Origin of the sequence: Pantoea sp. CTOTU46764 (genome assembly GCF_031974595.1) — a bacterium.
In the GTDB taxonomy this organism is placed as follows: domain Bacteria; phylum Pseudomonadota; class Gammaproteobacteria; order Enterobacterales; family Enterobacteriaceae; genus Pantoea; species Pantoea trifolii.
In genome coordinates this window covers 1-24,287 of sequence record NZ_DALYOQ010000061.1, presented here as the reverse complement: position 1 = coordinate 24,287, position 24,287 = coordinate 1, and the positions used below count along the sequence as shown (strand labels likewise).

General features: G+C 55.0%; 22 protein-coding genes. 4 read left to right on the top strand and 18 right to left on the bottom strand.

Annotated features, from left to right (window positions below; all coding sequences use genetic code 11):
* Positions 1-33 precede the first annotated feature (33 nt).
* Together priB and rpsF are read right to left on the bottom strand one after the other, a co-directional pair.
* Complete coding sequence (gene priB, locus RTM06_RS17460) at positions 34-351, bottom strand: primosomal replication protein N (protein WP_007892027.1); 318 nt, start codon at positions 349-351, stop codon at positions 34-36.
* A 6-nt stretch (positions 352-357) separates the two neighbouring features.
* Entirely contained in the window at positions 358-753 is a 396-nt protein-coding gene (rpsF, locus tag RTM06_RS17455) for a 30S ribosomal protein S6 (protein WP_007892026.1), read from the bottom strand.
* A gap of 387 nt (positions 754-1,140) precedes the next feature.
* Here rpsF and RTM06_RS17450 point away from each other — a divergent pair, with 387 nt between their 5' ends.
* Positions 1,141-1,347: a hypothetical protein gene (locus tag RTM06_RS17450; RefSeq protein WP_061720184.1), complete on the top strand. Its 207-nt coding sequence runs from the start codon at positions 1,141-1,143 to the stop codon at positions 1,345-1,347.
* Between the two features lie 47 nt (positions 1,348-1,394).
* Here the strand turns inward: RTM06_RS17450 and yjfP are convergent, their stop codons facing one another.
* Positions 1,395-2,144: an esterase gene (yjfP, locus tag RTM06_RS17445; RefSeq protein ID WP_312183866.1), complete on the bottom strand. Its 750-nt coding sequence runs from the start codon at positions 2,142-2,144 to the stop codon at positions 1,395-1,397.
* Between the two features lie 158 nt (positions 2,145-2,302).
* Here yjfP and RTM06_RS17440 point away from each other — a divergent pair, with 158 nt between their 5' ends.
* Together RTM06_RS17440 and bsmA are read left to right on the top strand one after the other, a co-directional pair.
* On the top strand, positions 2,303-4,234 hold the full coding sequence (locus RTM06_RS17440) for a Cache 3/Cache 2 fusion domain-containing protein (protein WP_312183864.1): 1,932 nt from the start codon (positions 2,303-2,305) through the stop codon (positions 4,232-4,234).
* 54 nt (positions 4,235-4,288) lie between these two features.
* Positions 4,289-4,615, top strand: a complete 327-nt coding sequence (gene bsmA, locus RTM06_RS17435; protein WP_312183862.1) for a biofilm peroxide resistance protein BsmA — start codon at positions 4,289-4,291, stop codon at positions 4,613-4,615.
* On the opposite strand, the gene RTM06_RS17430 is transcribed toward bsmA, so the two are convergent.
* The 15 genes from RTM06_RS17430 to nnr all read right to left on the bottom strand — a co-directional run bounded on the left by RTM06_RS17430 (position 4,589) and on the right by nnr (position 22,669).
* Positions 4,589-6,217, bottom strand: coding sequence for an isovaleryl-CoA dehydrogenase (locus RTM06_RS17430; protein ID WP_312183860.1), 1,629 nt, complete (start codon positions 6,215-6,217; stop codon positions 4,589-4,591). The two genes, bsmA and RTM06_RS17430, sit on opposite strands and share 27 nt — an antisense overlap.
* An 83-nt stretch (positions 6,218-6,300) precedes the next feature.
* Complete coding sequence (gene rlmB / locus RTM06_RS17425; protein ID WP_007892019.1) at positions 6,301-7,035, bottom strand: 23S rRNA (guanosine(2251)-2'-O)-methyltransferase RlmB; 735 nt, start codon at positions 7,033-7,035, stop codon at positions 6,301-6,303.
* A 108-nt stretch (positions 7,036-7,143) separates the two neighbouring features.
* Positions 7,144-9,594, bottom strand: a complete 2,451-nt coding sequence (gene rnr / locus RTM06_RS17420; RefSeq protein ID WP_312183858.1) for a ribonuclease R — start codon at positions 9,592-9,594, stop codon at positions 7,144-7,146.
* Positions 9,595-9,610: 16 nt separating this feature from the next.
* A complete protein-coding gene (gene nsrR / locus RTM06_RS17415) occupies positions 9,611-10,054 on the bottom strand; it encodes a nitric oxide-sensing transcriptional repressor NsrR (protein WP_256697585.1) in 444 nt (147 codons plus the stop codon).
* Positions 10,055-10,244: 190 nt separating this feature from the next.
* The gene (locus tag RTM06_RS17410) at positions 10,245-11,543 is read right to left on the bottom strand and encodes an adenylosuccinate synthase (RefSeq protein WP_256697586.1); all 1,299 of its coding nucleotides are present in this window, start codon (positions 11,541-11,543) and stop codon (positions 10,245-10,247) included.
* A gap of 181 nt (positions 11,544-11,724) precedes the next feature.
* Positions 11,725-11,922, bottom strand: a complete 198-nt coding sequence (locus tag RTM06_RS17405; RefSeq protein WP_312183855.1) for a DUF2065 domain-containing protein — start codon at positions 11,920-11,922, stop codon at positions 11,725-11,727.
* Positions 11,923-11,978: 56 nt separating this feature from the next.
* Positions 11,979-12,983 carry a protease modulator HflC gene (hflC, locus tag RTM06_RS17400; RefSeq protein ID WP_101762865.1) on the bottom strand — a complete coding sequence of 335 codons (1,005 nt, stop codon included), beginning with the start codon at positions 12,981-12,983 and terminating at the stop codon, positions 11,979-11,981.
* Between the two features lie 3 nt (positions 12,984-12,986).
* Positions 12,987-14,222 carry an FtsH protease activity modulator HflK gene (gene hflK / locus RTM06_RS17395; protein ID WP_008103614.1) on the bottom strand — a complete coding sequence of 412 codons (1,236 nt, stop codon included), beginning with the start codon at positions 14,220-14,222 and terminating at the stop codon, positions 12,987-12,989.
* Between the two features lie 171 nt (positions 14,223-14,393).
* Positions 14,394-15,674: a ribosome rescue GTPase HflX gene (hflX, locus tag RTM06_RS17390; RefSeq protein WP_312183852.1), complete on the bottom strand. Its 1,281-nt coding sequence runs from the start codon at positions 15,672-15,674 to the stop codon at positions 14,394-14,396.
* An 80-nt stretch (positions 15,675-15,754) separates the two neighbouring features.
* Positions 15,755-16,072, bottom strand: a complete 318-nt coding sequence (gene hfq, locus RTM06_RS17385; RefSeq protein WP_008103618.1) for an RNA chaperone Hfq — start codon at positions 16,070-16,072, stop codon at positions 15,755-15,757.
* A gap of 110 nt (positions 16,073-16,182) precedes the next feature.
* Positions 16,183-17,124 carry a tRNA (adenosine(37)-N6)-dimethylallyltransferase MiaA gene (miaA, locus tag RTM06_RS17380; protein ID WP_036648157.1) on the bottom strand — a complete coding sequence of 314 codons (942 nt, stop codon included), beginning with the start codon at positions 17,122-17,124 and terminating at the stop codon, positions 16,183-16,185.
* Positions 17,117-18,970 (bottom strand): DNA mismatch repair endonuclease MutL, encoded by a 1,854-nt coding sequence (gene mutL, locus RTM06_RS17375; protein ID WP_312183849.1) that lies wholly within the window; start codon positions 18,968-18,970, stop codon positions 17,117-17,119. The genes miaA and mutL overlap by 8 nt, the downstream gene beginning before the upstream one ends.
* Before the next feature lie 43 nt (positions 18,971-19,013).
* Entirely contained in the window at positions 19,014-20,675 is a 1,662-nt protein-coding gene (amiB, locus tag RTM06_RS17370) for an N-acetylmuramoyl-L-alanine amidase AmiB (RefSeq protein ID WP_256697589.1), read from the bottom strand.
* A complete protein-coding gene (gene tsaE, locus RTM06_RS17365; protein WP_061723444.1) occupies positions 20,672-21,148 on the bottom strand; it encodes a tRNA (adenosine(37)-N6)-threonylcarbamoyltransferase complex ATPase subunit type 1 TsaE in 477 nt (158 codons plus the stop codon). The genes amiB and tsaE overlap by 4 nt, the downstream gene beginning before the upstream one ends.
* A gap of 3 nt (positions 21,149-21,151) precedes the next feature.
* Entirely contained in the window at positions 21,152-22,669 is a 1,518-nt protein-coding gene (gene nnr / locus RTM06_RS17360; RefSeq protein WP_312183846.1) for a bifunctional ADP-dependent NAD(P)H-hydrate dehydratase/NAD(P)H-hydrate epimerase, read from the bottom strand.
* On the opposite strand from nnr, the gene queG reads away from it, so the two are divergent.
* Positions 22,668-23,807 (top strand): tRNA epoxyqueuosine(34) reductase QueG, encoded by a 1,140-nt coding sequence (queG, locus tag RTM06_RS17355; protein WP_312183844.1) that lies wholly within the window; start codon positions 22,668-22,670, stop codon positions 23,805-23,807. The two genes, nnr and queG, sit on opposite strands and share 2 nt — an antisense overlap.
* Positions 23,808-24,287: the final 480 nt, after the last annotated feature.

Below are 24,287 nucleotides of genomic sequence, written 5' to 3'. Positions count from 1 at the left end.
AACTTGCGACGACGGAAATAACGTGCCATTTGGCTAGTCTCCAGAATCTATCAAATCAATCTGCTCGGCATGTAACACCATTCTGCTCTGACCATTGCGTGCCTGATGGCAGCTAATAAAGCCTTCGAGAGTGAGTTGCGTGCCGACCGTTATATGTTGAGTAATCACCTGATGGGTGCTGCCGCTGATAATCACCGGCATTTGGCACCAGGCTTGCCGGTGGAAACCGGCTTCCTCTTGCACAGAACGATGCTCAAGCACGAACTGGCAATGAGGAATCCCTGACGGACTGACTTTTCGAACCGGCGTCTTGCACACAGTGCCAGACAGGCGCAGTCGATTTGCCGTCATGTCGGATTACTCTTCAGAATCCCCAGCATCTGAGTCATCAGCCGATTCGTTAGCAAAGTCTTCGCGACGATCACGACGCTCGTCTTTAGCTTTAACCATCGGAGATGCTTCAGTTACCGCGTGCTTAACGCGCATAACCATGCTGCGGATAACGGCGTCGTTGAAGCGGAAGTTAGTTTCCAGCTCGTCAATCACTTCCTGCGGCGCTTCTACGTTCAGCAGAACATAGTGCGCTTTGTGCAGTTTGTTGATTGGGTAAGCCAGCTGACGGCGGCCCCAGTCTTCCAGACGGTGAATCGTGCCCTGTGCACCGGTGATAGCACCAGTGTAACGCTCGATCATACCTGGAACCTGTTCGCTCTGGTCAGGGTGGACCATAAATACGATTTCGTAATGACGCATCGATAGCTCCTTACGGATTATTCAGCCTCCTGTCAGGGTCAGCTGCGGCCCACGGAAGCAAGGAACGTTATAGGTTGCGAATCATTTAAAAAATGAAACACACCTCTGAATGCAGCTGAAAAATTGACGCGTAATCATACTGGCGTCCTTGCGGAAACTCAAGCGCACAATTCATCAAATGGCGACTATCGTGCCAGCTGATGCGGCTTTTTGTGCTAAGTGAGATGTGTCAGTGAGTTAGCGAGCGTTTGATCAAATTCTCTGAACAAGGCGTTCAATGGGACGTTCTGGCGGCAAATTGGTTAAGAACTACACTATTTACAGGCGCAACGAATAATCCTATTTGCCGCGTCTGAGAGTGCAATCCCTGTGAGTCTGGAGTCGATTATGAAAATGATCATTTTCGCCACTTTACTGGGTCTCTTCCTGTCTCCACCCGCTTTTGCCAGCTCCGCTGACTACGCGCAGCAGATGAGAAGTAACAGCAACGCGGCATCAGGCTATGTCTACGTTAATCGGTTGGATGCGCCTGCAAGCAGTAACCCAGTCAGTGCCAATACCAGCGCCGCCGAACGGTTGTCATCACAACTTTAGTTCGGCAACGTAAACGGGCTGGCGCCAACCACGCCAACCCGCATTTTTTATAAATGGTGTTTAAAGAAACTGACCAGCGCCGTCAGGGCCGCAGGCGTGATTTTGTGGCCGATGTTCTTTTCGGAAAGTGTGGTCATCTGTTGATCGAGTTGCGCCTCACCTAACGCTTTCTGCAAACGCGCCGTTTCGGCAAAGGGTACCACTTCATCCGCTTCGCCGTGCCACAGCAGTAAAGGTCGATTCGCCAGTTTCTCCAGTTGCTCGCTGGGATCGTACGGTGCCAGCGGCGCTAAGCGCGCGGCAAAAGCCTCTTTCTGTTCTGGCGTACGCACCACCAGCGGCGGAAACAGCGTATGACTCAGCTGCATGAAGTAGCCGGAACCCATCAAACACGCCACGCTGTGGATTTGCGGATAGCGCGCCATTGCGCCCAGCGCGGTCATGCCGCCCATCGACGCGCCCGCCACGGCAAAACGTTCATCGGCAATCCAGTCGTTATCGCGCAGCACCTTCTCCAGCAACGGCACTTCATCGATATTCTGTTTGAGGATCTCCCAGAAGTGGGTCATACGTGCGTCGGTATCGCCGTTATAACGCGCGCCGTGCATGTCCGCATCGGGCATGATCACGCGGAAACCGGCCTGCGCCAGCGCCACGGCAAAGTAGCTGTAAACCTCTTTCGATGAGGTAAAACCGTGATAGAACAACACCGTGGGTAAGCGCGCCTGGCGCTGCCCGGCCGGTGCTGCATGAATACATTCGATGCCTGCCAGATGCTCCGTTGCCAACTCAATCATACCGCCTCCATTGAGAATGATTATCACTGGACTCAGTGTAAGCGCTGCGTAACAAAATGCGAGCCACTTCACATTAAGTTTGAATAATTTCAGCCCTAAACATTTAGCCCGTTTTGCCGTTGATCTTGTACCCCTTCAATAATCTCAAAAGGTACTTTATGAAGCGTCTTTCTCTCAGCGCCATGGGTCTCGGAATCAAGCTGTCTGTATTGACGTCTTTGAGCGTGGCAATGGTGCTATTTACTCTGACCTTGACCCTGAGCCATAACGCGGCACGTCAGCTGGAGCAGCTGGCAACCGACGATATGCAGAATCAGGTGCAAGGCATAAATGAAATGGCCACCATGTTCAACGCCACGCTGTCGGAAGAGGTGGCAAATTACACCAAACTGTTCCAAAGCTTCCTGCCAAAACGTTTTAGTCGTGACGACAGCGAACGTGTGCAGGTAGGTGAATTCAGCACGCCAACGCTGCGAGCGGGACTGAAAACCCTCAACCTCGATCAGATCGCTGTAGATGATTTTCTTGATCGTACTGGTGCGGTATCCACCATCTTCGTGCGTGACGGCGAAGATTACATCCGCATCGCCACCTCGCTGAAAAAAGAGGATGGCAGCCGCGCGGTGGGCACCAAACTGGATCGCAGCAGCGCCGCCTGGCGCAGCGTCAATCAGGGCACGGTGTATCGCGGCCTGGCGACGCTGTTTGGCCATCGTTACATTACGCAGTATCAGCCGGTGCAGGATAGCAGCGGCGCGGTGATCGCTATTCTGTTCGTCGGGGTACAGATCGATGCGCAGTATGCGCTGATGCGCGACAAAGTGCTGGCGCGCCATCTTGGCGACAGCGGCACCTTCTCGGTTTTGAACGGTGCGCCGGGCAGCAGCCAGGGCCAATATCTGTTTGATCGTCACGCTGAAGGCAAACTGCCGCGCTGGGATAACGCCACGCAGCAGCAACTGCTCAGCCAGCCGAAGGGATTAGTGGCGGTTGAACTGGATGGCGAAACCAAACTGCTGGCGTGGCAGCAGCTTCCTGGCTGGAACTGGGTTATTGCCGGTGAAGTGAGCCGTGCCAGCCTGCTGGCACCAATCACGCACAGCCGTAACCTGTTTATGGCGATTGGGCTGGCGCTGGTGATCGTTTTTGCCATCGGCTTTATGTGGTACAGCCGCCGCGCCATCACGCGTCCGCTACAACAGGTGATTCATCTGGCAGAACAGTACGCCGCCGGTAATCTGCAGGCACATCTCGACTCTTCACGTCGTGATGAGATTGGTCAGTTGGTCAGCGCGATCAATGGCATTGGCGATGGGCTGGAGAAAGTCGTCAGTCAGGTGCGTTCGGCGGCGCGTGAAATCAGCAGCGGCACCGATACCATCGCCGCCAGCAGCTCCAGCATCAGCGAGCAGATTGGCCGTCAGGCCAGCAGCGTGGAGGAAACCTCGGCCAGCATGGAGCAGTTTGGCGCGACTGTGGCACAAACCGCAGCCAATGTGCGTCAGGCGATGGCGCTGGTCGGTGAAGCGGCTAACACCGTGAATCACGGCGGCAGCACCGTGGCACGTTCGGTGGAAACCATGTCGGAGATTCGTGTGGCGTCGCAGAGCATCGCCGACATCACCCACGTGATTGAGTCAATTGCCTTCCAGACCAACATTCTGGCGCTCAATGCGGCGGTTGAAGCGGCGCGCGCTGGTGAACACGGTAAAGGCTTTGCGGTGGTGGCGGCGGAAGTGCGCGCGCTGGCACAGCGCAGTGCTACGGCAGCCAAAGAGATTGATGGCTTGATTGCCAGCTCAATCGATAAAGTGGCGGCCGGCCACACGCTATCTGAGCAGACGCGCGATGCGATGAGCCATATCGTCAATCACATCGAGCAGGTTAAAACGCTGATGGGCGAGATCAATATTGCCGCGCAGGAACAGGCGGCGGGCATTGGTCAGGTGAATCTGGCGATGAATCACATCAGCCAGGCCACGCATCAAAGCAGCGATATGATTAACCAGTCAGAAACTACCGCCAATCATCTGAGTAAGAAAGGTCATCATCTGACGCAGCTGGTGAGCATTTTTCATCTGAAGGACTAAAAGCCACAGGAAGATGGCTTACACTTGAGCCATCTTCCTGCTTCAGGAGTTGCTATGCGTATTCTCTATTTGGCCTTAACACTGCTGCTCAGCGGCTGCGCCGCTTTCACCACCACGCCAGAAGCTCCGCCACCACCCACGCAGCAAGCGCAGGAGATTTCACGCGCGCAAAGTGTTGGTCTGCCAAAGCTCGGCAATATCACCGCCACCACACGCGGATCGCCGGATGATGCGCAGCGCGCTATTGCCGCTAAAGCCAATCAGGCGGGCGCGGTTTACTATCAAATTCTGATGCTGGATGAAACCACCATTCCCAGCTTCTGGTACGCCACCGCCATTCTGTATGGCGCACCGTCAAGCGGCGCTGCAGCGCAACAGTAAGCGCGCGCAGAGATCGTCGCTCAATGCACGCGTGCCGCGCAGATCAAGATGCTGCTGACACCAGCCATCGGCCAGCGGCGGCTCTGCCACTTTGAGCAGAATCGCGGCACTCGCCAGCTGCAGTAATTCGCGCGTGATCTCCCGCGCCTGCCCTTCGCGCGGATTCGCGAGCTGCAAGCGTAACTGCCGCCAGCGGCGATCAAAGTGACGATTGCTGCCTTTCACCGCATCAAACTCATCGTGCAGCATGGTCATCACTTCGGCGTGGCGGCCGAGCACGCGCAGGACATCCAGGCACATCACATTGCCGGAGCCTTCCCAGATGCTATTAACCGGCATCTCACGATAAAGACGCGGCAACTCGCTCTGTTCGCAATAGCCAATGCCGCCCAGCACTTCCATTGCTTCTGCCACAAAGGGCATGCCCGCCTGACAGACCACGAATTTGGCGGCCGGTGTGAACAAACGTGCGTACAAGCGTTCATGTTCGCTGGCCGGTGTTGACCAGGCGCGCGCCAGCCGCAACAGTAAGGCGGTTTGCCCTTCCAGCTGCAGCGCCTGTTGCGCCAGCACCGCGCGCATCAGTGGTTGATCGATAAGGTTCTTGCCCATCACCTGACGCTGCTGCGCATGGTGTACGGCAATCGACAGCGCTCGGCGCATCTGTCCGTGGCTGCCCAGCGCGCAGTCGAAGCGCGTCATGCCGCCCATCTTGAGGATCAGTCGCACGCCATCGCCCTCTTCGCCCATCAGCCAGCCGATTGCATCCTGAAATTCCACTTCAGCGCTGGCGTTGGAGCGATTGCCGAGCTTGTCTTTCAGCCGTTCGATGCGAATAGCATTGCGCGTGCCATCCGGCAGCAAGCGGGGCAGGAAGAAGCAACTCAATCCTTGTGACGTTTGCGCCAGAATCAGATGCGCATCACTTTGCGGGACTGAGAAAAACCATTTGTGACCGGTGATGCGATACGCTTCGCCCGGCCCGCGCACGCCAAGCGGTTCGGCGCGAGTGGTGTTGCTCAACACATCGGTGCCGCCCTGTTTTTCCGTCATGCCCATGCCAATAAGCAGGCCGCGCTTCTTATTGCCCGGCAGATGATGCGCATCGTAACGATCGCTGAGCAGCGCTTCGCGCCAGTCAGCATAGGGTTCAGGCAAATGATTTTGCAGCAGCGGAATGGCGGCGTGCGTCATGGTCACCGGACAGAGCGAGCCCGCTTCCACCTGTGCATGCAGGATAAAACGGGCGGCACGCGCCACCATCGCCTGCGGCTGCACGTCGGGCTGCCAGCTGAGATTATTAAGCCGGCTGGCGCACAATCCCTGCATCAGCAGATGCCAGGCGGGATGAAAACGCACTTCGTCGAGGCGTTCGCCGCGCGCGTTGTAGCGCAACAGCTCCGGCGCTTCGACGTTCGCTAAGCGGCCTAACTCAAGGGATTCGGCGCTGCCGAGTTGCAAGCCGACGGAAGCCAGCCATTCGCGATCCCAGCTGGCACCTTCGCGTACAACGGCCTCGCACAGGGCGATATCACGCGTAAACAGGTTGCTGTTGCTGAGCGGATGGGGCTGGTTGAATACGGTGTGGGTGGTCCAAATCATACTGCGTCCTCCTCATACTCATTTTTCAAGTATGAGGAGGATGTGCAGTTATGCCTGGCCTGGAAAATTTTTTGCGGTGGGGATCACGCCTGACGCTGACGAACGGCTTCAAACAAGCAGACGCCGGTGGCAACCGACACGTTGAGTGACGAAACGCTGCCGGCCATTGGGATGCTAATCAGCTCATCGCAATGCTCACGCGTCAAACGACGCATACCTTCACCTTCCGCACCCATCACCAGCGCCATTGGGCCAGTCATTTTGCTTTGGTAAACGGTGTGATCGGCTTCGCCTGCGGTGCCAACGACCCAGACGTTGTATTCCTGCAGCAAGCGCAAGGTGCGCGCCAGGTTGGTGACGCGAATCAACGGTACGTTTTCTGCCGCGCCGCTGGCCACTTTCTTGGCGGTGGCATTCAACGGTGCTGCACGGTCTTTTGGCACGATGACCGCATGCACGCCAGCGGCATCCGCGCTACGCAGGCAAGCGCCGAGATTGTGCGGATCGGTAACGCCATCCAGCACCAGCAGGAACGGCTTCTCAAGGCTCTGCAGCAGATCCGGCAAATCACCTTCCTGATACTGCTTGCCTGGCTTCACGCGTGCCACGATGCCCTGATGCACGCCGCCTTCAACCTGACTATCAAGCCATTGACGGTTCGCCACCTGCACCGGGATTCCCTGAGCTTCCAGTGCGAGGATCAGCGGCTGCAGGCGACGATCTTCGCGGCCTTTAAGGATAAAGACTTCCTGAAAACGCTGAGGATCGCGCTCCAGCAGCGCCTGCACGCTATGAATACCAAAAATTATTTCACTCATTACTTTGCTCAAGGTTGGATTTAGATCGTTGAATACGGAGGTTCAGGTGCGCATTGATGCGCACCCTACAACGGTTTCGTCAGGTCGCCCTGCAAGGCGACCTAACTATCAGGCTTCGTCAGGCTGCTTCTTCGACGCGCGCTTGGACTTGGTGGCGGCGGCGATTTTACGGGTTTTCTCAGAGACTTTTTTGCCTTTTTTCTCGCTTTTAGCCGGTTTCTCAGCAGCGGCAGGCTTTTTCTTCTCGCCACGGAACGCTGAATCAGGCTCGAAAGTGCCCTTCTTACCGGCATCACGACGACGCTTAGCTGGCGGTTTGCCGCCGCGTTTCTCACGCTCGCGCTCGGTTTTGCCTTCGCCGCGCGGTACACGCTTGCTGGAAATCAGCGCGAAGTCGATTTTACGCTCGTCCATATGTACCGCATCAACGCGCACTTCTACCGCATCGCCCAGACGATAAGTGCGACCGCCGGATTCACCAATCAGACGCTGACCCACCGCATCGAAGCGATAATAGTCGTTATCCAGCGAGGAGACGTGCACCAGACCATCGATAAACAGTTCGTTAAGACGCACGAAGAAACCAAAGCCGGTCACGCTAGAGATCACGCCGTTGAACACGTTTCCAACCTGATCCTGCATGAAGTCACACTTCAGCCAATCGGCAACATCGCGCGTGGCTTCATCAGCACGGCGCTCGGTCAGTGAACAGTGTTGGCCCAGCTGCAGCATTTGCTGCATGTCGTAGTGATAACCGCCGGTCGGCGTGGTGATGCCATCGACCTCGCCGCGCTCTTTTGCCAGCAGATATTTGATGGCGCGATGCAGCAGCAAATCCGGATAGCGGCGAATCGGCGAGGTAAAGTGCGCATAAGACGCCAGCGCCAGACCGAAGTGCCCCCGGTTTTCAGGATCGTAAACCGCCTGTTTCATCGAACGCAGCAGCATGGTTTGCAGCATTTCTGCGTCTGGGCGATCGGCCACTTGCTTCAGCAAGGCGGCATAATCGGTCGGGTGTGGCTTAGTGCCACCCGGCAGGCTTAAGCCCAGCTCGTTCAGTACGGTGCGGAAGCTTTTGATGCTGTCTTCGCTTGGGCGATCATGATCGCGGAACAGCGCAGGCTCTTCATTTTTCTCAACAAAACGCGCCGAGGCGATGTTGGCGAGAATCATACATTCTTCAATCAGCTTATGCGCATCATTGCGTGAGGTGCGCTCAACGCGCTCAATGCGACGCTCGGCGTTGAAGATGAACTTGGGTTCATCGGTCTCAAACGAAATGCCGCCACGCTGCTCACGCGCGGTTTCCAGCACCTGATACATGTTGTGCAACTCGTGCAGATGAGGAACCTGCGCCGCGTATTGTTCACGCAGATCGGCATCACCTTGCAGAATGTTCCACACTTTGTTGTAGGTCAGTCGCGCATGGGAGTTCATCACCGCTTCATAGTGTTTGAAACCGGTGAGTTTGCCGCTTGAGGAGATGGTCATCTCGCACACCATGCACAAACGATCAACCTGCGGATTCAGGGAGCACAAGCCGTTGGAGAGAATCTCCGGCAGCATCGGGATAACCTGCGACGGGAAATAGACCGAGGTGCCGCGCTGATGTGCTTCATCATCCAGCGGCGTGCCCGGACGCACGTAATAGCTGACGTCGGCAATTGCCACCCACAAACGCCAGCCGCCGCCGCGCTTTTTCTCGCAGAAAACAGCATCATCAAAGTCACGCGCATCTTCACCATCAATGGTGACCAGCGGCAACTTACGTAAATCAACACGCCCAAGCTTCGCCTCTTCCGGCACTTCTTCTTTCAGCTTAGCGATCTGCTTCTCAACTTCTTCCGGCCATGTGTGCGGGATTTCATGGGTGCGCACCGCCATATCGACCGCAAGGCTGGTGCCCATATCGTCACCCAGCAGCTCGGTCACTTTGCCGATCGCTTTGGTGCGACGCGTCGCACGTTGGGTGATTTCAACCACCACCACTGAACCCATACGCGCGTTAAGCGTTTCTTCTTGCGGGATCAGGATGTCGAAACTCAGGCGGCTGTCATCCGGCACCACAAAACCGGTACCTGCATCGGTAAAGTAGCGGCCGACGATCTGGCTGTTACGTGGCTCAAGCACGCGCACCACGCGCGCTTCACGACGACCTTTACGATCGGCGCTGCCCGGCTGCGCCAGAATTACGTCGCCGTGCAGGCAGAATTTCATCTGTTCGGCTGAAAGATAGAAATCATCCTTCTGGCCTTCTACGCGCAGGAAGCCATAGCCATCGCGATGGCCAATCACTTTACCGCGAAGCAGATCAAGGCGTTCTGGCAGCGCGTAACATTGACGGCGAGTAAACACCAGCTGACCATCGCGCTCCATAGCGCGCAGACGACGACGCAGCGCTTCCTGCTGCTCTTCGCTGGTGATATTCAATTCCTGCGCGATGTCATCGCGGCTGGTCGGCTTTTCGCGTTTTTCCAGCAGTGCCAGAATAAATTCGCGGCTTGGAATTGGGTTTTCGTATTTTTCAGCTTCTCTATCCTGATAAGGATCTTTTGACATTACGGTTCCTCCGATGTCATTTAATTTGGATTGCCACCGGCGGTTCGGACAATAAAAGTTGGTACAGCGAATCGTTATCTTTGACCAAATCGGCCAGCGTATACTTGTCCAGTTCCTTGAGGAATAGCTGGACCGCATCGTGCAATGCTTTACGCAAACGACAGGCCGGCGTGATCACACACTCGTCGCAGTTCACGAGCTGCAACGGCTCCATTCTTCGCACCACATCGCCAATGACGATTTTTTCCGGGTCCATGCCTAAACGAATTCCGCCGTTTTTACCGCGTGTTGCGGCGACAAAGCCAGCCCGGCTCAGTTGGTTGATGATTTTAACCATATGGTTACGCGACACCCCGTAGGTATCGGTGACTTCGGTAATGTTGGTCTGCTTACCTGCCGGTAACGTCGCCATGTAAATCAGGGCACGCAGACCATAATCGGTGAAACTTGTTAGCTGCACATATACCTCAGTGAATCATCGAACGTTATGGTTATGCGCCGGTCGGCGTGATGTTTAAATATGATGATAAACCAGAGCGTGGTGGCCGGTGCGTTTTTTCTGGCAAGTATCGATATCTGCAAGAAAAAATAGAGTGAGTGGAGTCAAAGATTAGAAATACAAAGGCCGGACAGAGTCCGGCCTGAGGAGATTATGCGTCGAACGGGTCGCGCAGAATCATGGTCTCACTGCGGTCTGGGCCGGTAGAAATAATATCAATCGGCACACCGGTCACTTCTTCTACACGTTTGATGTAGTCACGTGCAGCTTGCGGCAGACCTTCCAGCGTCTTAACGCCGAATGTGGTCTCGCTCCAGCCTGGCAGGGTTTCATAAATCGGCTCAATGCCTTCCCAGCCTTCAGCCGCCAGCGGCGTGGTGGTCATTTCGCGGCCATCTGGCATACGATAAGCCACACAGATTTTCACTTCTTTCAGGCCATCCAGCACGTCCAGCTTGGTCATGCAGAAACCTGACAGCGAGTTGATCTGCACGGCACGGCGAACGGCAACCGCATCCAACCAGCCGGTACGACGACGACGACCAGTGGTCGCGCCGAACTCGTTACCTTGTGCACACAGGAACTCGCCGGTTTCGTCGAACAGTTCGGTCGGGAATGGACCTGCACCAACGCGCGTTGAGTAGGCTTTGACGATACCCAGCACGTAATCAACATAGCGAGGACCAATACCTGAACCCGTCGCTACGCCACCTGCGGTGGTGTTCGATGAGGTCACGTACGGATAGGTACCGTGATCGATATCCAGCAGCGTACCCTGTGCACCTTCGAACATGATCAGGTCGCCACGCTTACGCGCCCCGTCCAGCAGATCAGAGACGTCAACCACCATGCTGGTAATGATATCGGCAACCGCCAGCGTATCACTCAGCACTTTTTCGTAGTCAACAGCATCAGTTTTGTAATAGTTAACCAGCTGGAAGTTGTAGAAATCGACGATCTCTTTCAGCTTCACCGCAAAGGTTTCTTTGTTGAAGAGATCGCTCACGCGCAGACCGCGACGTGCCACTTTATCTTCATAGGCAGGACCGATACCGCGACCGGTGGTGCCGATAGCTTTGGCGCCACGCGCTTTCTCGCGCGCCACATCCATTGCTACGTGGTATTGCAGAATCAATGGGCAGGCTTCAGAGATCAGCAGACGTTCACGTACCGGCACACCGCGCTCTTCCAGACCTTTCATCTCTTTCATCAGCGCTTCAGGCGACAGTACAACGCCGTTACCAATGATGCTGGTGACGTTTTCACGCAGGATGCCAGATGGAATTAAGTGGAGGACGGTTTTTTCACCGTTGATGACAAGTGTGTGGCCTGCATTATGGCCACCTTGGTAACGCACGACGTAATTCGCGCGCTCTGTCAGAAGGTCTACGATCTTACCTTTACCTTCGTCACCCCATTGGGTGCCCAGTACGACGACGTTCTTACCCATTTTTTCAAAATCACCGATTGCTTAAAAATGGATTCTACCACCTGACTTTTACTCTTTCAGCACTTTTAGCATACGATTGCGCTGTTTTTTGCCTGAGTTTTGCTCAGCTCACAACATGTTGGGGGAACAGCGGCCAACAGACACAATTGAGTCGCGCGGCATCACAAAAAATTTACGCTGATTAACGCGCGTGCATACTGATCATCGCGTAAATCATCACGCCGGCCACTACTAAACCGCCACCAAAACGGTGCAAGAGACGATCGGGTAACTGCGTCATCGCCAGAATCATGCGTCGCCAGGCGCGTGGCATAAACATCGGTCCAAGTCCTTCCAGCACCAAAACCAAAGCCAGCGCCATCCAGATGGTTGAATTCATGATTTTTCCCAAAAAAAAGGCCGACAACATTGTCGGCCTGGACTTTATATCAGTTCTTAACGCGTGGCGTTAGAGGGCGCTTTCATATAGCGGAAGAAATCGCTATCCGGGCTCAGCACCAACACATCCTGATTGTCTGAGAAGCTGTTCTCATAGGCACGCAGGCTGCGGATAAAGGCATAGAAATCCGGATCCTGGCTGAAGGCATCAGCAAACAGTTTTGCCGCTTCACCATCACCTTCACCACGAGAAATCAGCGCTTCACGCTGTGCTTCTGCCAGCGTACGTGTGACCTGATAATCGGCCTGCGCACGCAGTTTCTCTGCCTCTTCCTGACCTTGTGAACGCTGACTACGCGCTACCGCTTCACGCTCGGCGCGCATACGGTTGTAGATCGCGTCAGAAACTTCAGTCGGCAGGTTGATCTGCTTGATGCGCACGTCGACAACTTCAATACCCAACGCAGCCATACTGTTCGGATTTGGAGCAGGCTCGCTGCTGTTGGTTTCACGTTCTACACGTGCTGCCGCACTCGCAATTGCGTCATCCGCAGCGGGCGTCTGAACGTCATCATCGTTGCCAGCGCTGCCGGTGTTCAGGGCGTCACGCACGTCGGTGGTTAAACGGCCACGCGAATCAGTCACGATGTCTTTCACATCCAGACGACCCATTTCAGAACGCAGACGGTCACTGAACTTACGTTTAAGCAGCACTTCCGCCTGAGAAACGTCGCCACCACCGGTTGCCAGGTAGTAACGGCTGAAATCACTGATACGCCATTTGATGTAAGAATCAACGATCAGGTCTTTCTTCTCTTTGGTAACAAAGCGGTCAGCCTGGTTATCCATGGTCTGAATGCGTGCATCCAGTGATTTCATGGTTTCGATAAACGGAATTTTGAAATGCAGACCCGGTGCGTACACTAACGGTTTGTTTTCGTCATCACGCAGAACCTTACCAAAGCGCAGCACGATGCCGCGTTGGCCTTCCTGCACCACGAACAGTGACGCGTAAAGCACCACCAGCACTACAATAATTACGGCGATGATTGGCTTACGCATCGATTACTCCCTCCCCTGGCGCTGGGTATCGTTGCGCAGCGCATTGGCGCGACGCTGATCCATGATGCTGTCTGGACTGTAAGATGAAGTATCTCCCCGATTCGCATTGCTATCGGACGAGGAAGGAGACTTCATTAAATTCGTCATTTTCTGACCGCCCTGGCCAGATGCCTGGCCACCGCGCATCAGTTGATCCAGTGGCAGAACCGTCAAATTGTTACCACGATCGCTGATCAACACCTTGCGGGTATGACTCAGCACACGTTCCATGGTTTCAATGTAGAGACGCTCTTTCGTGATTTCTGGTGCAGCTTTATATTCCGGCAGCAAGCGGGCAAAACGTGCCACTTCACCCTGCGCTTCTAACACCGTACGCTCTTTGTAAGCACGACCTTCTTCGAGGATACGTTGCGCCTGACCATTAGCACGCGGCTGAACTTCATTCGAATAAGCTTCAGCTTCACGCACGTACTGTTCACGGTTTTCACGCGCGGCAATCGCATCATCAAACGCGGCTTTAACCTCTTCCGGTGGACGCGCCGCCTGGAAGTTTACGTCCAGCAGGGTAATACCCATGTTGTAAGGACGGATGGTCTCGTCGAGCTCACGCTGAGTTTCGCTACGTACCACGGTACGGCCTTCCGTCAGGATGCGGTCCATGGTTGAGCGGCCAATAACGCCACGCAAGGCGCTGTCGGTGGCCTGACGCAGGCTGTCGTCGGCGCTGGTCACGGCATACAGATAGCGCTCAGGATCGGTCACGCGGTACTGTACGTTCATCTCAACGCGCACCACGTTCTCATCCGACGTCAACATCACGCCAGATGCGGCCAGTTCACGTACGGCTTCTACGTTTACGGCGCGAACCTGATCGACGAAAGTCGGTTTCCAGTTGAGGCCTGGCTCAACCAGATGGCTAAATTTGCCGAAGCGCGTGACGACGCCACGTTCAGCTTCTTTAATGGTGTAGAAACCGCTAGCCGCCCAGATAACGACAGCCGCTACGGCAACGATGCCAACTATTTTGCCACCGCTACCGCCGCTGCGTTGGCCATTGTCATTCTGTTTGCCACCGCCCAGTCCGCCGAGTTTTTTACTCAGCTTTCGGAAGATATCATCCAGATCAGGTGGTCCCTGATCGCGACCTCCTTTATTTCCCCCAGAGTTGCCGCCTTGATTATTGCTGCTTCCCCACGGGTCGCGGTCCTGTCCGTTATTTCCGGGCTGATTCCACGCCATGTTTCTACTCCATTTATTGTATTTACGGCTTACCCTTCATCTTTCAGATTGTAGCGGCGTTGGCTGCTTTCACTCATCCCGGTCACTTACTAATGTAAGCTCCCGGAAATTTGTTCAATTGCCGCCTTGCTACAACCTGAAATCTTTTGGGTAAGATCGGTTAGGCAACGGTCAAACAATATAACTGGCTAGCGACGGCTCTTGTTTACACAGACGACGCCAATCAACGATCGGCATACGCACGTGCAAACTCACACAGCCATCATCTTCATTCCATTCTTTTTCTATAGCATGCAACTGATAAAAACGACTGCGTAAACGGCCCGCTTCCGGCGGCAGACGTAAATCGTACTGCGCAATTTCACCGGCCAAACGCTCAGAAAGCGCCTGCCACAGTAACGGCAGACCCACGCCGCTCTGTGCAGATAACCACACGCGAATCGGTTGGTTCTCTTCGTTGCGATCGATACGCGGCTCAAAGTCCTCCAGCATATCGATTTTGTTCATGACCATCAGGGTTGGAATTTCATCGGATTCTATTTCTACCAGCACTTCATTCACGGCTTCGATGTTGTCATTGATACGTAAATCAGCCGCATCAACCACATGGAGCAGCAGCGCGGCCTGACGCGTTTCCTGCAGCGTAGCTTTGAACGCAGCCACTAAGTCATGTGGCAAATGACGAATAAATCCCACTGTATCAGCCAGAACCACTTCACCAACGTCTGCAACATTCAGGCGACGTAATGTCGGATCAAGCGTCGCAAACAGTTGATCTGCCACATAAACATCAGCGGAGGTTATCGCATTAAACAGAGTAGATTTGCCTGCGTTGGTGTAGCCCACCAAAGAAACGGTTGGCACGTCAGCTTTAGCACGTGATTGGCGGCCCTGATCGCGCTGCTTCTCAACACGCTCAAGACGGGAAAGGATCAGGCTAATTCGATTGCGGAGTAAACGACGGTCCGTTTCCAACTGGGTTTCACCCGGACCACGTAAACCGATACCGCCTTTTTGGCGTTCAAGATGCGTCCATCCACGCACTAAACGTGTTGCCATATGGCGTAACTGTGCCAGCTCGACCTGTAATTTACCCTCATGGGTACGGGCGCGCTGAGCGAAAATATCAAGAATTAGGCCGGTGCGGTCGACAACACGACATTCACACACACGCTCTAAATTACGTTCCTGAGCAGGCGTTAAGGCATGATCGAATAAAACGACCGATGCTCCACTCGCTTTCACCGCATCGGCAATTTCAACTGCCTTTCCTTCACCGACAAAATATTTGGGATGTGGCGCTTTACGGCTGCCCGTAATGACTTGCAGCGCTTCAACGCCCGCAGAAGAGACAAGAGTTTCAAACTCCTGCAAATCTTCCAGCTCTTTGTCTTGGGAGAACCAGATGTGTACCAGTACGGCCTGCTCACCGGCTTCATAACGGTCAAACAAGCTATAACCTCGCTAAAATAAAATAACCAGGACAGGAAAACGTGCTCGTTCTCCAGCCCTGGCTTTACGGCAGCGCAAAATTATTCTGCGTTATCGCCGTCTTGTTGTGGCTGCGACTGAGCGCCTTGATTGCTTCCGCTGTGATGATAGTTGCTGCTACCACCGCTGCCGCCCGCGTTATTGCTATGGTGCGACACTGGACGAGAAGGAACCACTGTAGAGATGGCGTGCTTATACACCATCTGGCTGACCGTGTTTTTTAACAGAATGACGAACTGATCAAAGGATTCAATTTGCCCTTGCAGCTTAATACCATTCACCAAATAGATCGAAACCGGTACACGTTCACGACGCAATGCGTTCAAAAACGGGTCTTGTAAAGATTGCCCCTTAGCCATTCTATCTTTTCCTTATATGCTTGTTGTTTGTTGCTTTAAGAACCGTGGTTCAGAAAAACTGCGTAAAAATTTGCGCACGATAACCAATCAATTGTACACAATCATCCCTGCTACGCACTAACTACCTTAAGCACCGCATTACGCGCTAACTCTGGCTCATCACTGTTCAACCAGTGTACTTCAGGCCAGCCACGTAACCAGGTCATCTGGCGTTTAGCGAGCTGCCGAGTGGCGCAAATTCCCCGATAAACCATTTCGTCGTAATCGATTTCGCCTGATAAGTAAGACCACATCTGACGATAACCTACACAACGAATGGAAGGCATGTCCGTATGCAAATCACCTCGCGCAAACAGTGCACGAGCCTCCGCTTCAAATCCTGACGCTAGCATCTGGTCGTAACGCAACGCAATGCGTTGATGTATCAGTTCGCGACTCGCAGGGGCGATTGCAAACTGGTACACGTCGTAGGGTAACGCTTCGCCGGAGGTTTTTGTCAGTTCCGTTAAAGTTTTACCCGAAATAAAAAAAACTTCCAGTGCTCGCGAAAGTCTCTGCGGATCATTCGGATGAATACGACTACCGGCGACCGGATCGATTTCACACAGCTGACGGTGCAGGGCTTCCCACCCTTTCTCCGCCGCCATTTGCTCTATTCGCTGACGCACCTCGGGATCGGCCGAGGGCAACGGCGACAATCCTTCAAGCAACGCCTTGAAGTAGAGCATGGTTCCACCAACAAGCAACGGGATCTTCCCCTTACGGGTGATCTCCGCCATTTCTGCCAACGCATCGCGACGAAATTCTGCGGCGGAATACGCTTCCGCCGGATCGCGAATGTCCAGCAAACGATGGGGCGCCAGTGCTAACTCTTCTGCCGACGGTTTCGCCGTGCCAATATCCATCCCGCGATAGATTAAGGCAGAGTCAACGCTAATAAGTTCCACCGGAAGTTGCTGACGCAGCGAAATCGCTAATGCCGTCTTACCGGAGGCGGTAGGCCCCATCAAAAAAATTGCCTTTGGCCGGCTAGCCTGGTTTAGTTCACTCATGCTTCAACGCGTTCAGCGCGCTCTCAATCTCAATGGTCTGTAACAGACCTGAAGGCGGCGACTTCAGCAGTTGCGGGCAGAGCCTTTCCAGCTCTGCCAGCAGTGCAATCGCCTGCGAGTGATTCCAGTGAGCGTCTTCTGCATCATCGCGACGCGCCAGCCATTGGGCCAATGTGGATGCAGAAACCTCTTGCTGCCGGGCCAGGTAGCCTAACAGTTCTGGAATCAAGATTTGTAAATTTTGTGTTCGTAACGGTAAAGGCACCGCACGTAGCGTCACGTGCTGCCCTTCTCGTTGTAAATCAATGCCCATCTGGCTTAGCAGCGCGGCGTGCTCGGCGATAGCGGCCAGCTCCGGCGCGGCAATTTTCAGGCGCACCGGGATCAGCAGCGGCTGCGGTTTTAAGCCCTCTTCGCCTGGTTGCAGCTGGGCCTGTTTTAACCAGCGTGCCGCCACGGCCAGCGATAACAATTGCAGCGCACTCCCCCGTTCCAGCAGCGCATAACGATCCTGTAAAACGCTTAATACGCGGCCAAAACTTTGCGCGTGGGCGGTCAGCGGTGCTTCACGCGTTTCCGCCTGACGCACCGGAGCCGCCGCAGGAACTGGCGCAGCGCGCGGCGTTTCTACCACCGGCGTTTTCATCAACTGCTTATACGCATTGCCTTCACGCGCACTGTAAACCGGCTCTTTATTCTGCCAGTTTGCACCCGCCGCCGCAGAAGTGCCGCCGCTGCGTGGCGTGTTGCTGGGCTGGGCAAAGTGGTTCGCACCTGCCGCCTGGCGGTTTTCTGGCTGCCACTTCGGTGCAGGCTCTTCGGCGTGGGCGATGGGCAATTCCGGCGCGCGGCTGGCTTGCAGCGCACTCATCACGCCTTGCCAGATAAAATCATGTACCAAACGCGACTGATGGAAACGCACCTCATGCTTAGCCGGATGGACGTTGACATCTACCTGATGCGGATCGATCTCCAGATAGAGCACGTAAGCCGGTTGCTGATCATCACCCAGCTGCGTTTGATACGCCTGACGAATCGCGTGATTGATCAGTTTGTCGCGCATCATGCGTCCGTTGACGTAGCAATATTGCAGGTCGGTAACCTGGCGCGAGCCGTTAGGATCGGCGACCCAACCGCGCAGCGCTAAATCGTCGTGCTGCCACTCAATGCGTAAAGCGTGCTGCATAAACGTGGTGCCGCAAATGGCACCTAAACGCCGCTCCCGCTGCGTATTTTCACTGACCGCGCGATACTGGCGCATCAACTTACCGTTGTGGCTAAGCGAGATGGCGACGTCAAAGCGTGCCAGCGCAATGCGACGAATCACCTCATCGATGTGAGTAAATTCGGTCTTTTCGGTGCGCATGAATTTGCGGCGTGCGGGCGTGTTGTAGAACAGGTCGAGCACTTCCAGCGATGTACCCACCGGATGCGCAGCCGGTTTCACCGTCACATCCATATCGCGCCCTTCCGCGTAGGCTTGCCAGGCTTCGCTTTGATTGGCGGTGCGTGAAGTCAGCGTTAAACGAGAAACAGAACTGATACTGGCAAGCGCTTCGCCACGAAAACCGAGGCTCATGATCGCCTCAAGGTCATCGAGCGAGGCTATTTTGCTGGTCGCATGCCGCGCCAGCGCCATCGCCAGTTCGTCTTTGGCGATGCCGCAGCCGTTGTCGCGAATGCGGATGAGCTTCGCGCCACCTTTCTCGATATCGACATCAATGCGCGTGGCACCGGCATCCAGGCTGTTTTCCACCAGCTCTTTTACGACCGACGCCGGACGCTCAACCACTTCGCCTGCGGCAATCTGGTTCGCCAGCTGCGGCGGTAAAATCTGTATTGGCATGGTGGTGATCCTTTTGGCTGGTTGGCTCACAGGGAGCCAACAATCAGGATTGCGGAATTTTTAAGTTTTGCCCCAGCATCACATTGCTCGACTTCATATTATTCGCCTGCATGATGGCTTTCGAGCTCACGCCATAGCGCGCGGCAATGGCCGTCAGCGAATCGCCGCGCACCACTTTATGCCGGGTTGGACGACTCGCCGCCGCCACGCTAACGCTGGATTTCGCGGGCACCTTCAGGCGCTGTCCTACCCAAACCACATCGCGCTTCAGGCTATTCATCTCACGTAACGTCGCCATGCTCACGCCATATTTTGCCGCGATGCCGGACAGCGTCTCACCACGCGTCACGGTATGACGCTGCGTCGCGCCGGTATATTGCACCGTGCCGGTCGCCGGGTTGCTGGCGACGCTAACCGCTGGTGCGCTGTCCAGCGGCCGGTTTTCCTCCTTTGGGATCGATTGCAGCGGATGCGTAAGGAAATAATTGCGCAGGCCTTTATAAATCGACTGAGCAATCTTCTCCTGATACGCGCTGCTGCCAAGCAGCCGCTCCTCCGCGGCATTACTAATAAAGCCGGTTTCGACCAGTAAAGAAGGAATATCCGGGGAACGTAAAACGCCAAGGCTGGCATGTTCCGGCAGACGTTTGTGCAGCGGCGTAATACCGCGCAGCTGCTGCAGGACTTTGACGGCGACGTCATAACCTACACGCTGTGAATGACCAAACTGCAAATCCAGAACCGCCTGGCTGAGATAGGGATCGGCCTGACTGTTCGCCAGCAGATCGCCTGCGCCGCCCAGCAGCTCAGATTGTTTCTCTTTCTGTTCCAGCCAGTTCGCCATTTCGTTATTGGCGCGGCGGTTAGACAGCACCCAAACCGATGCGCCGGTGGCCGAATGATTCGGTGCGGCGTCGGCGTGAATGGATACCAGCAGATTCGCGTTCTCTTTACGCGCCACTTCAGAACGGCCCATCACCGAGATGAAATAGTCGCCGTTACGCGTCAGCACCGGTTTGAACATCGGATCCTGATCCATCAGCGCTTTCAGTTTACGCGCAATCGAGATGGTGACATTTTTCTCGTGCAAACCGTGCTGACCTGATGCACCAGGATCCTGGCCGCCGTGTCCGGCATCAATCGCCACAATCACCACATCGTTGCGGCTGACCGAGTTGCCGGGACGCACGGTGGTATTGCTGCTGGTTACCGCAGTCACCTGATTGGCGTTGAACGGATTGCCCTGGCTGCTGCTTTGCGGCTGGCTTTCACGTGCCGTGGTGACAGGTGCGGCAACGGCCGGACGCTTCGCTGGCTGCGTCCCACGAATGGTGAACACCACGCGATAATTACTGCCATCGCGCTGGGTGCTGGCGCGCGTCTGTGCGGCCTGCGTCAGTTCGAATACTAAACGCAGGCTTTGCTTATCCTTTGGCTGGCTATGGCGAATGCGCTGCACAATATTTTCGCCGCTAAAATTCAGCGGCAAACCTTTAATCGCGCCGCTTTGACGAATATCCAGCACCACACGATTGGGATTATGCAGCGGGAAAAAGCCATACACCGGCTGACCGTTAAAGCTCAGCGTGACGGTGGCCTGGCTATCGCCATTTTCAACTTTGATATCTGATAACGTGGCAGACAACGCCGAGGCAGAAAACAGGCACAGCAAGCCCAGTACAATGATTCTCATCCGTGACATCATGCCGGATCCCTGCCTTGCTGGAATTGGGTTAACAGCGCTTCACCCGTGGCGGAAACCGCGCTAATTTCGGCTTCACGCGCTGCATCAACATAGCGCAACGTCAGCGCTAAATCGGGCTCAGGCAGCACGCCGGTGCCCTGCTGCGGCCACTCCACCAGACAAAGCGCATCGCCGGTGAAATAGTCGCGGATGCCCATGAACTCCAGCTCTTCGGGATCGGCAAGACGATAGAGATCGAAATGGTACAACGTGCGAGAGCCGAGCTCGTAGGGCTCGACCAGCGTATAAGTTGGGCTTTTGACATTGCCTTGATGGCCGAGCGCCTGCAGAAAACCACGGCTAAAGGTGGTCTTACCGGCACCCAAATCGCCATAAAGATAGATCACCAGCGCGCTGTTGCAGACGCGCGCCAATTGCGCACCCAGATTCAGGGTTGCCGCCTCATCGGGCAAAGGGATAACACAGGTCTTCATGCTTTATTGTTGGATCATCTCTGGATTAACAAACTGCCACAGCAGCTCGAACAAATCAGTGGCTAACATGCCGCGTGTACCGCGCTGACGCGCGACGGCATCGGCTGTTGCCCCATGCGCGACACAGCCTGCGCAGGCTGCATCAAGTAAAGTCAGTTTCTGGCCGAGCAGAGCGGCGACAATTCCGCTCAACACATCGCCCATGCCGCCGGATGCCATGCCGGCGTTGCCCACATCGGCAATCGCGATGTCACCTGCCGCGCTGGCAATCACCGTGCCCGCGCCTTTTAATACCACCACGCCGCCGTAGCGTTTCGCCAGGGCGCGCGCAGCGTGTAAGCGGTCACTCTCAATCTCGCTGGTTTTCACCCCCAGCAAGCGCGCAGCTTCGCCGGGATGCGGCGTAATGATGCGATTCTGACGGTTATCCTGCTTGATTGCCAGCAGGTTAAGCGCATCCGCATCCCAAAGCATCGGCTTTTCACTGGCCGCGATCTTTTTCAGTGCCTTCTGCGCCCAATCACGCTGGCCAAGCCCCGGTCCAACGGCGATGACATCCGCCCACTCCAGCGCCTGATCCAGACGTTCATCGTTCAGCGCATCAACCATTAGCTCCGGTCGCGCAGTGAGAATCGGGCCAATATTATCTTCATGCGTCAGCACGCGCACAAGTCCGGCACCGCTTCGCAATGCGGCTTCACCAGTCATACGAATTGCGCCCGCCGTGCCGCTATCGCCGCCGACCACCAACAGCCGACCCTGGTCGCCTTTGTGTGAGGTCGCGCGACGCGGTTTCAGCCAGCGCGTTAAATCCCCGGCGTCATAGCGTGAAATCGGTGCCTGTTCAGCGGCAAGGTACGCCGACAAACCCAACTCATGGTTATGCAGCACGCCAACGTAATCACGTGCTTTGCCGGTCAGTTGGCCGGGTTTCAGCGCAATCATGCTCAGCGTGTGGTCGGCGATGACCGTTTCACCCGGCGCCGTGCCGTTAGCCGCCAGCAAACCGGAGGGAATGTCGATCGCCAGCACCGGTGCGGCATGGGCGTTAATCAGTGTAATCAGGCGATCGTAGGGATCCGCAGGCGCACGATTCAGGCCGGTGCCGAGCAGTGCATCAACAATCACATCAACCTTTTCCGGCCACGGCGCATCCACCGCGTGAATCACACCGCCCGCCGCCAGCCATGCGTCCTGCGCCTGCTGTGCTTCTTCTGGCAAGGCTTTGCTGCCCGCGCACGCCAGCAGCGTAACGTTCAATCCTGCGGCTTGCGCCAGTCGCGCTACCACAAAACCATCGCCGCCATTGTTGCCGTGCCCGCACAGCACCAACCAATGTTGCGCCTGCGGCCACAGCTGGCGGCCTAATTCATAGCTGGCCTGGCCAGCACGTTGCATCAGCTCAAACAGCGTTAAGCCCAGGCTATCGGCGGCATCGCGTTCCAGTTGTGCCATCGCCTGCGCAGGCCAGACAGAGTGTGGTAAACTGCGCGCGTTTGCTTCAATTGCCTGGTTTCTCATGTCATATCCTCTCGATCTTCAACAGCTCGCTCAACAAATCAAACAGTGGGGACGCGACCTCGGCTTCCAGCAGGTGGGTATTTGCGATACCGATCTAAGCGCCGAAGAGCCCAAACTGCAGGCGTGGCTGGATAAGCAATATCACGGCGAGATGGATTGGATGGCGCGCCACGGCATGATGCGCGCGCGGCCACATGAACTGCTGCCTGGCACGCTGCGCGTGATTAGCGTACGCATGAACTACCTTCCAGCCAAAGCCGCCTTTGCCAGCACCTTGAAAAATCCGCAGTTGGGCTATGTAAGCCGCTATGCGCTGGGCCGCGACTATCACAAAGTATTGCGCAATCGACTGAAAAAGCTCGGAGAAATGATTCAGGCGCACTGTGGCGAACTCAATTTTCGCCCGTTCGTCGATTCCGCGCCGATTCTTGAACGCCCGATTGCCACTAAAGCCGGTTTAGGCTGGACCGGCAAACATTCGCTAATCCTTAACCGTGAAGCGGGCTCCTGGTTCTTCCTCGGCGAATTGCTGATTGATCTGCCGTTACCGGTTGATCAGCCACAGGAAGAGCAGTGTGGACGCTGTGTCGCCTGCATCACTATCTGCCCCACTTCCGCTATCGTCGAACCTTACGTGGTCGATGCGCGTCGCTGCATCTCCTATCTCACCATCGAGTTGGAAGGCGCAATTCCTGAAGAGTTCCGTCCGCTAATTGGTAATCGAATTTATGGCTGCGACGATTGCCAGCTAATTTGCCCGTGGAATCGTTACGGTCAGTTAACTGATGAAGACGATTTCTCACCGCGCGCGGTGCTGCATGCGCCGCCACTCACCGAACTGTTCAAATGGGATGAAGCCAAATTTCTGCGCATCACTGAAGGTTCAGCGATTCGGCGTATTGGGCATTTGCGCTGGTTGCGAAACATTGCGGTGGCATTGGGCAATGCGCCCTGGACAGAAGAAAATATGGCGGCATTAGCATCGCGCAGCGGCGAACATCCACTGCTTGATGAACATATTGAATGGGCGATTGCACAGCAGTTGCAGAAACGCGCGGCGCAAGCGGTGGAAGTGCAGCCAGCGAAGAAACAGCGGCTGGTGCGCGCGGTTGAAAAAGGCCTGCCACGTGATGCTTGATTGAGCAGTCGCACAGAATAAAACGCTTTTCCACATGCTGTGAATAAAATTATCCAACGGAATAGTGACGGAGATCGTAATTTCGTCTAAAGGGTAAGATTACAGTCTGAAATAGGTTTAACCCCTTACAAATCAATTAATTAATCGATTATTGTAAATATTCACGTCGTGTTTAGCGCGCAGGGGATTGTCCAGAGCTTGTGGATAACTCTGTTCAAAACAGTTTTAAACAACGGGGAAAACGCCGTCAGAACCTTGCAGGCACATTGTGGATAACCTGTAAGATAACTGCGTCAGACAACAAACATTATCGATGCTAGCGAGGCGTGCAAAATTTCCAGAAAAAACGATGATGCATGCGATAAAAATATCAGCAGCAGTTTTAATTCTGATTGCGCCTAAGGGCAAATAACATTAGTGAATATAAAAATTTGGAGCGGGAAACGAGACTCGAACTCGCGACCCCGACCTTGGCAAGGT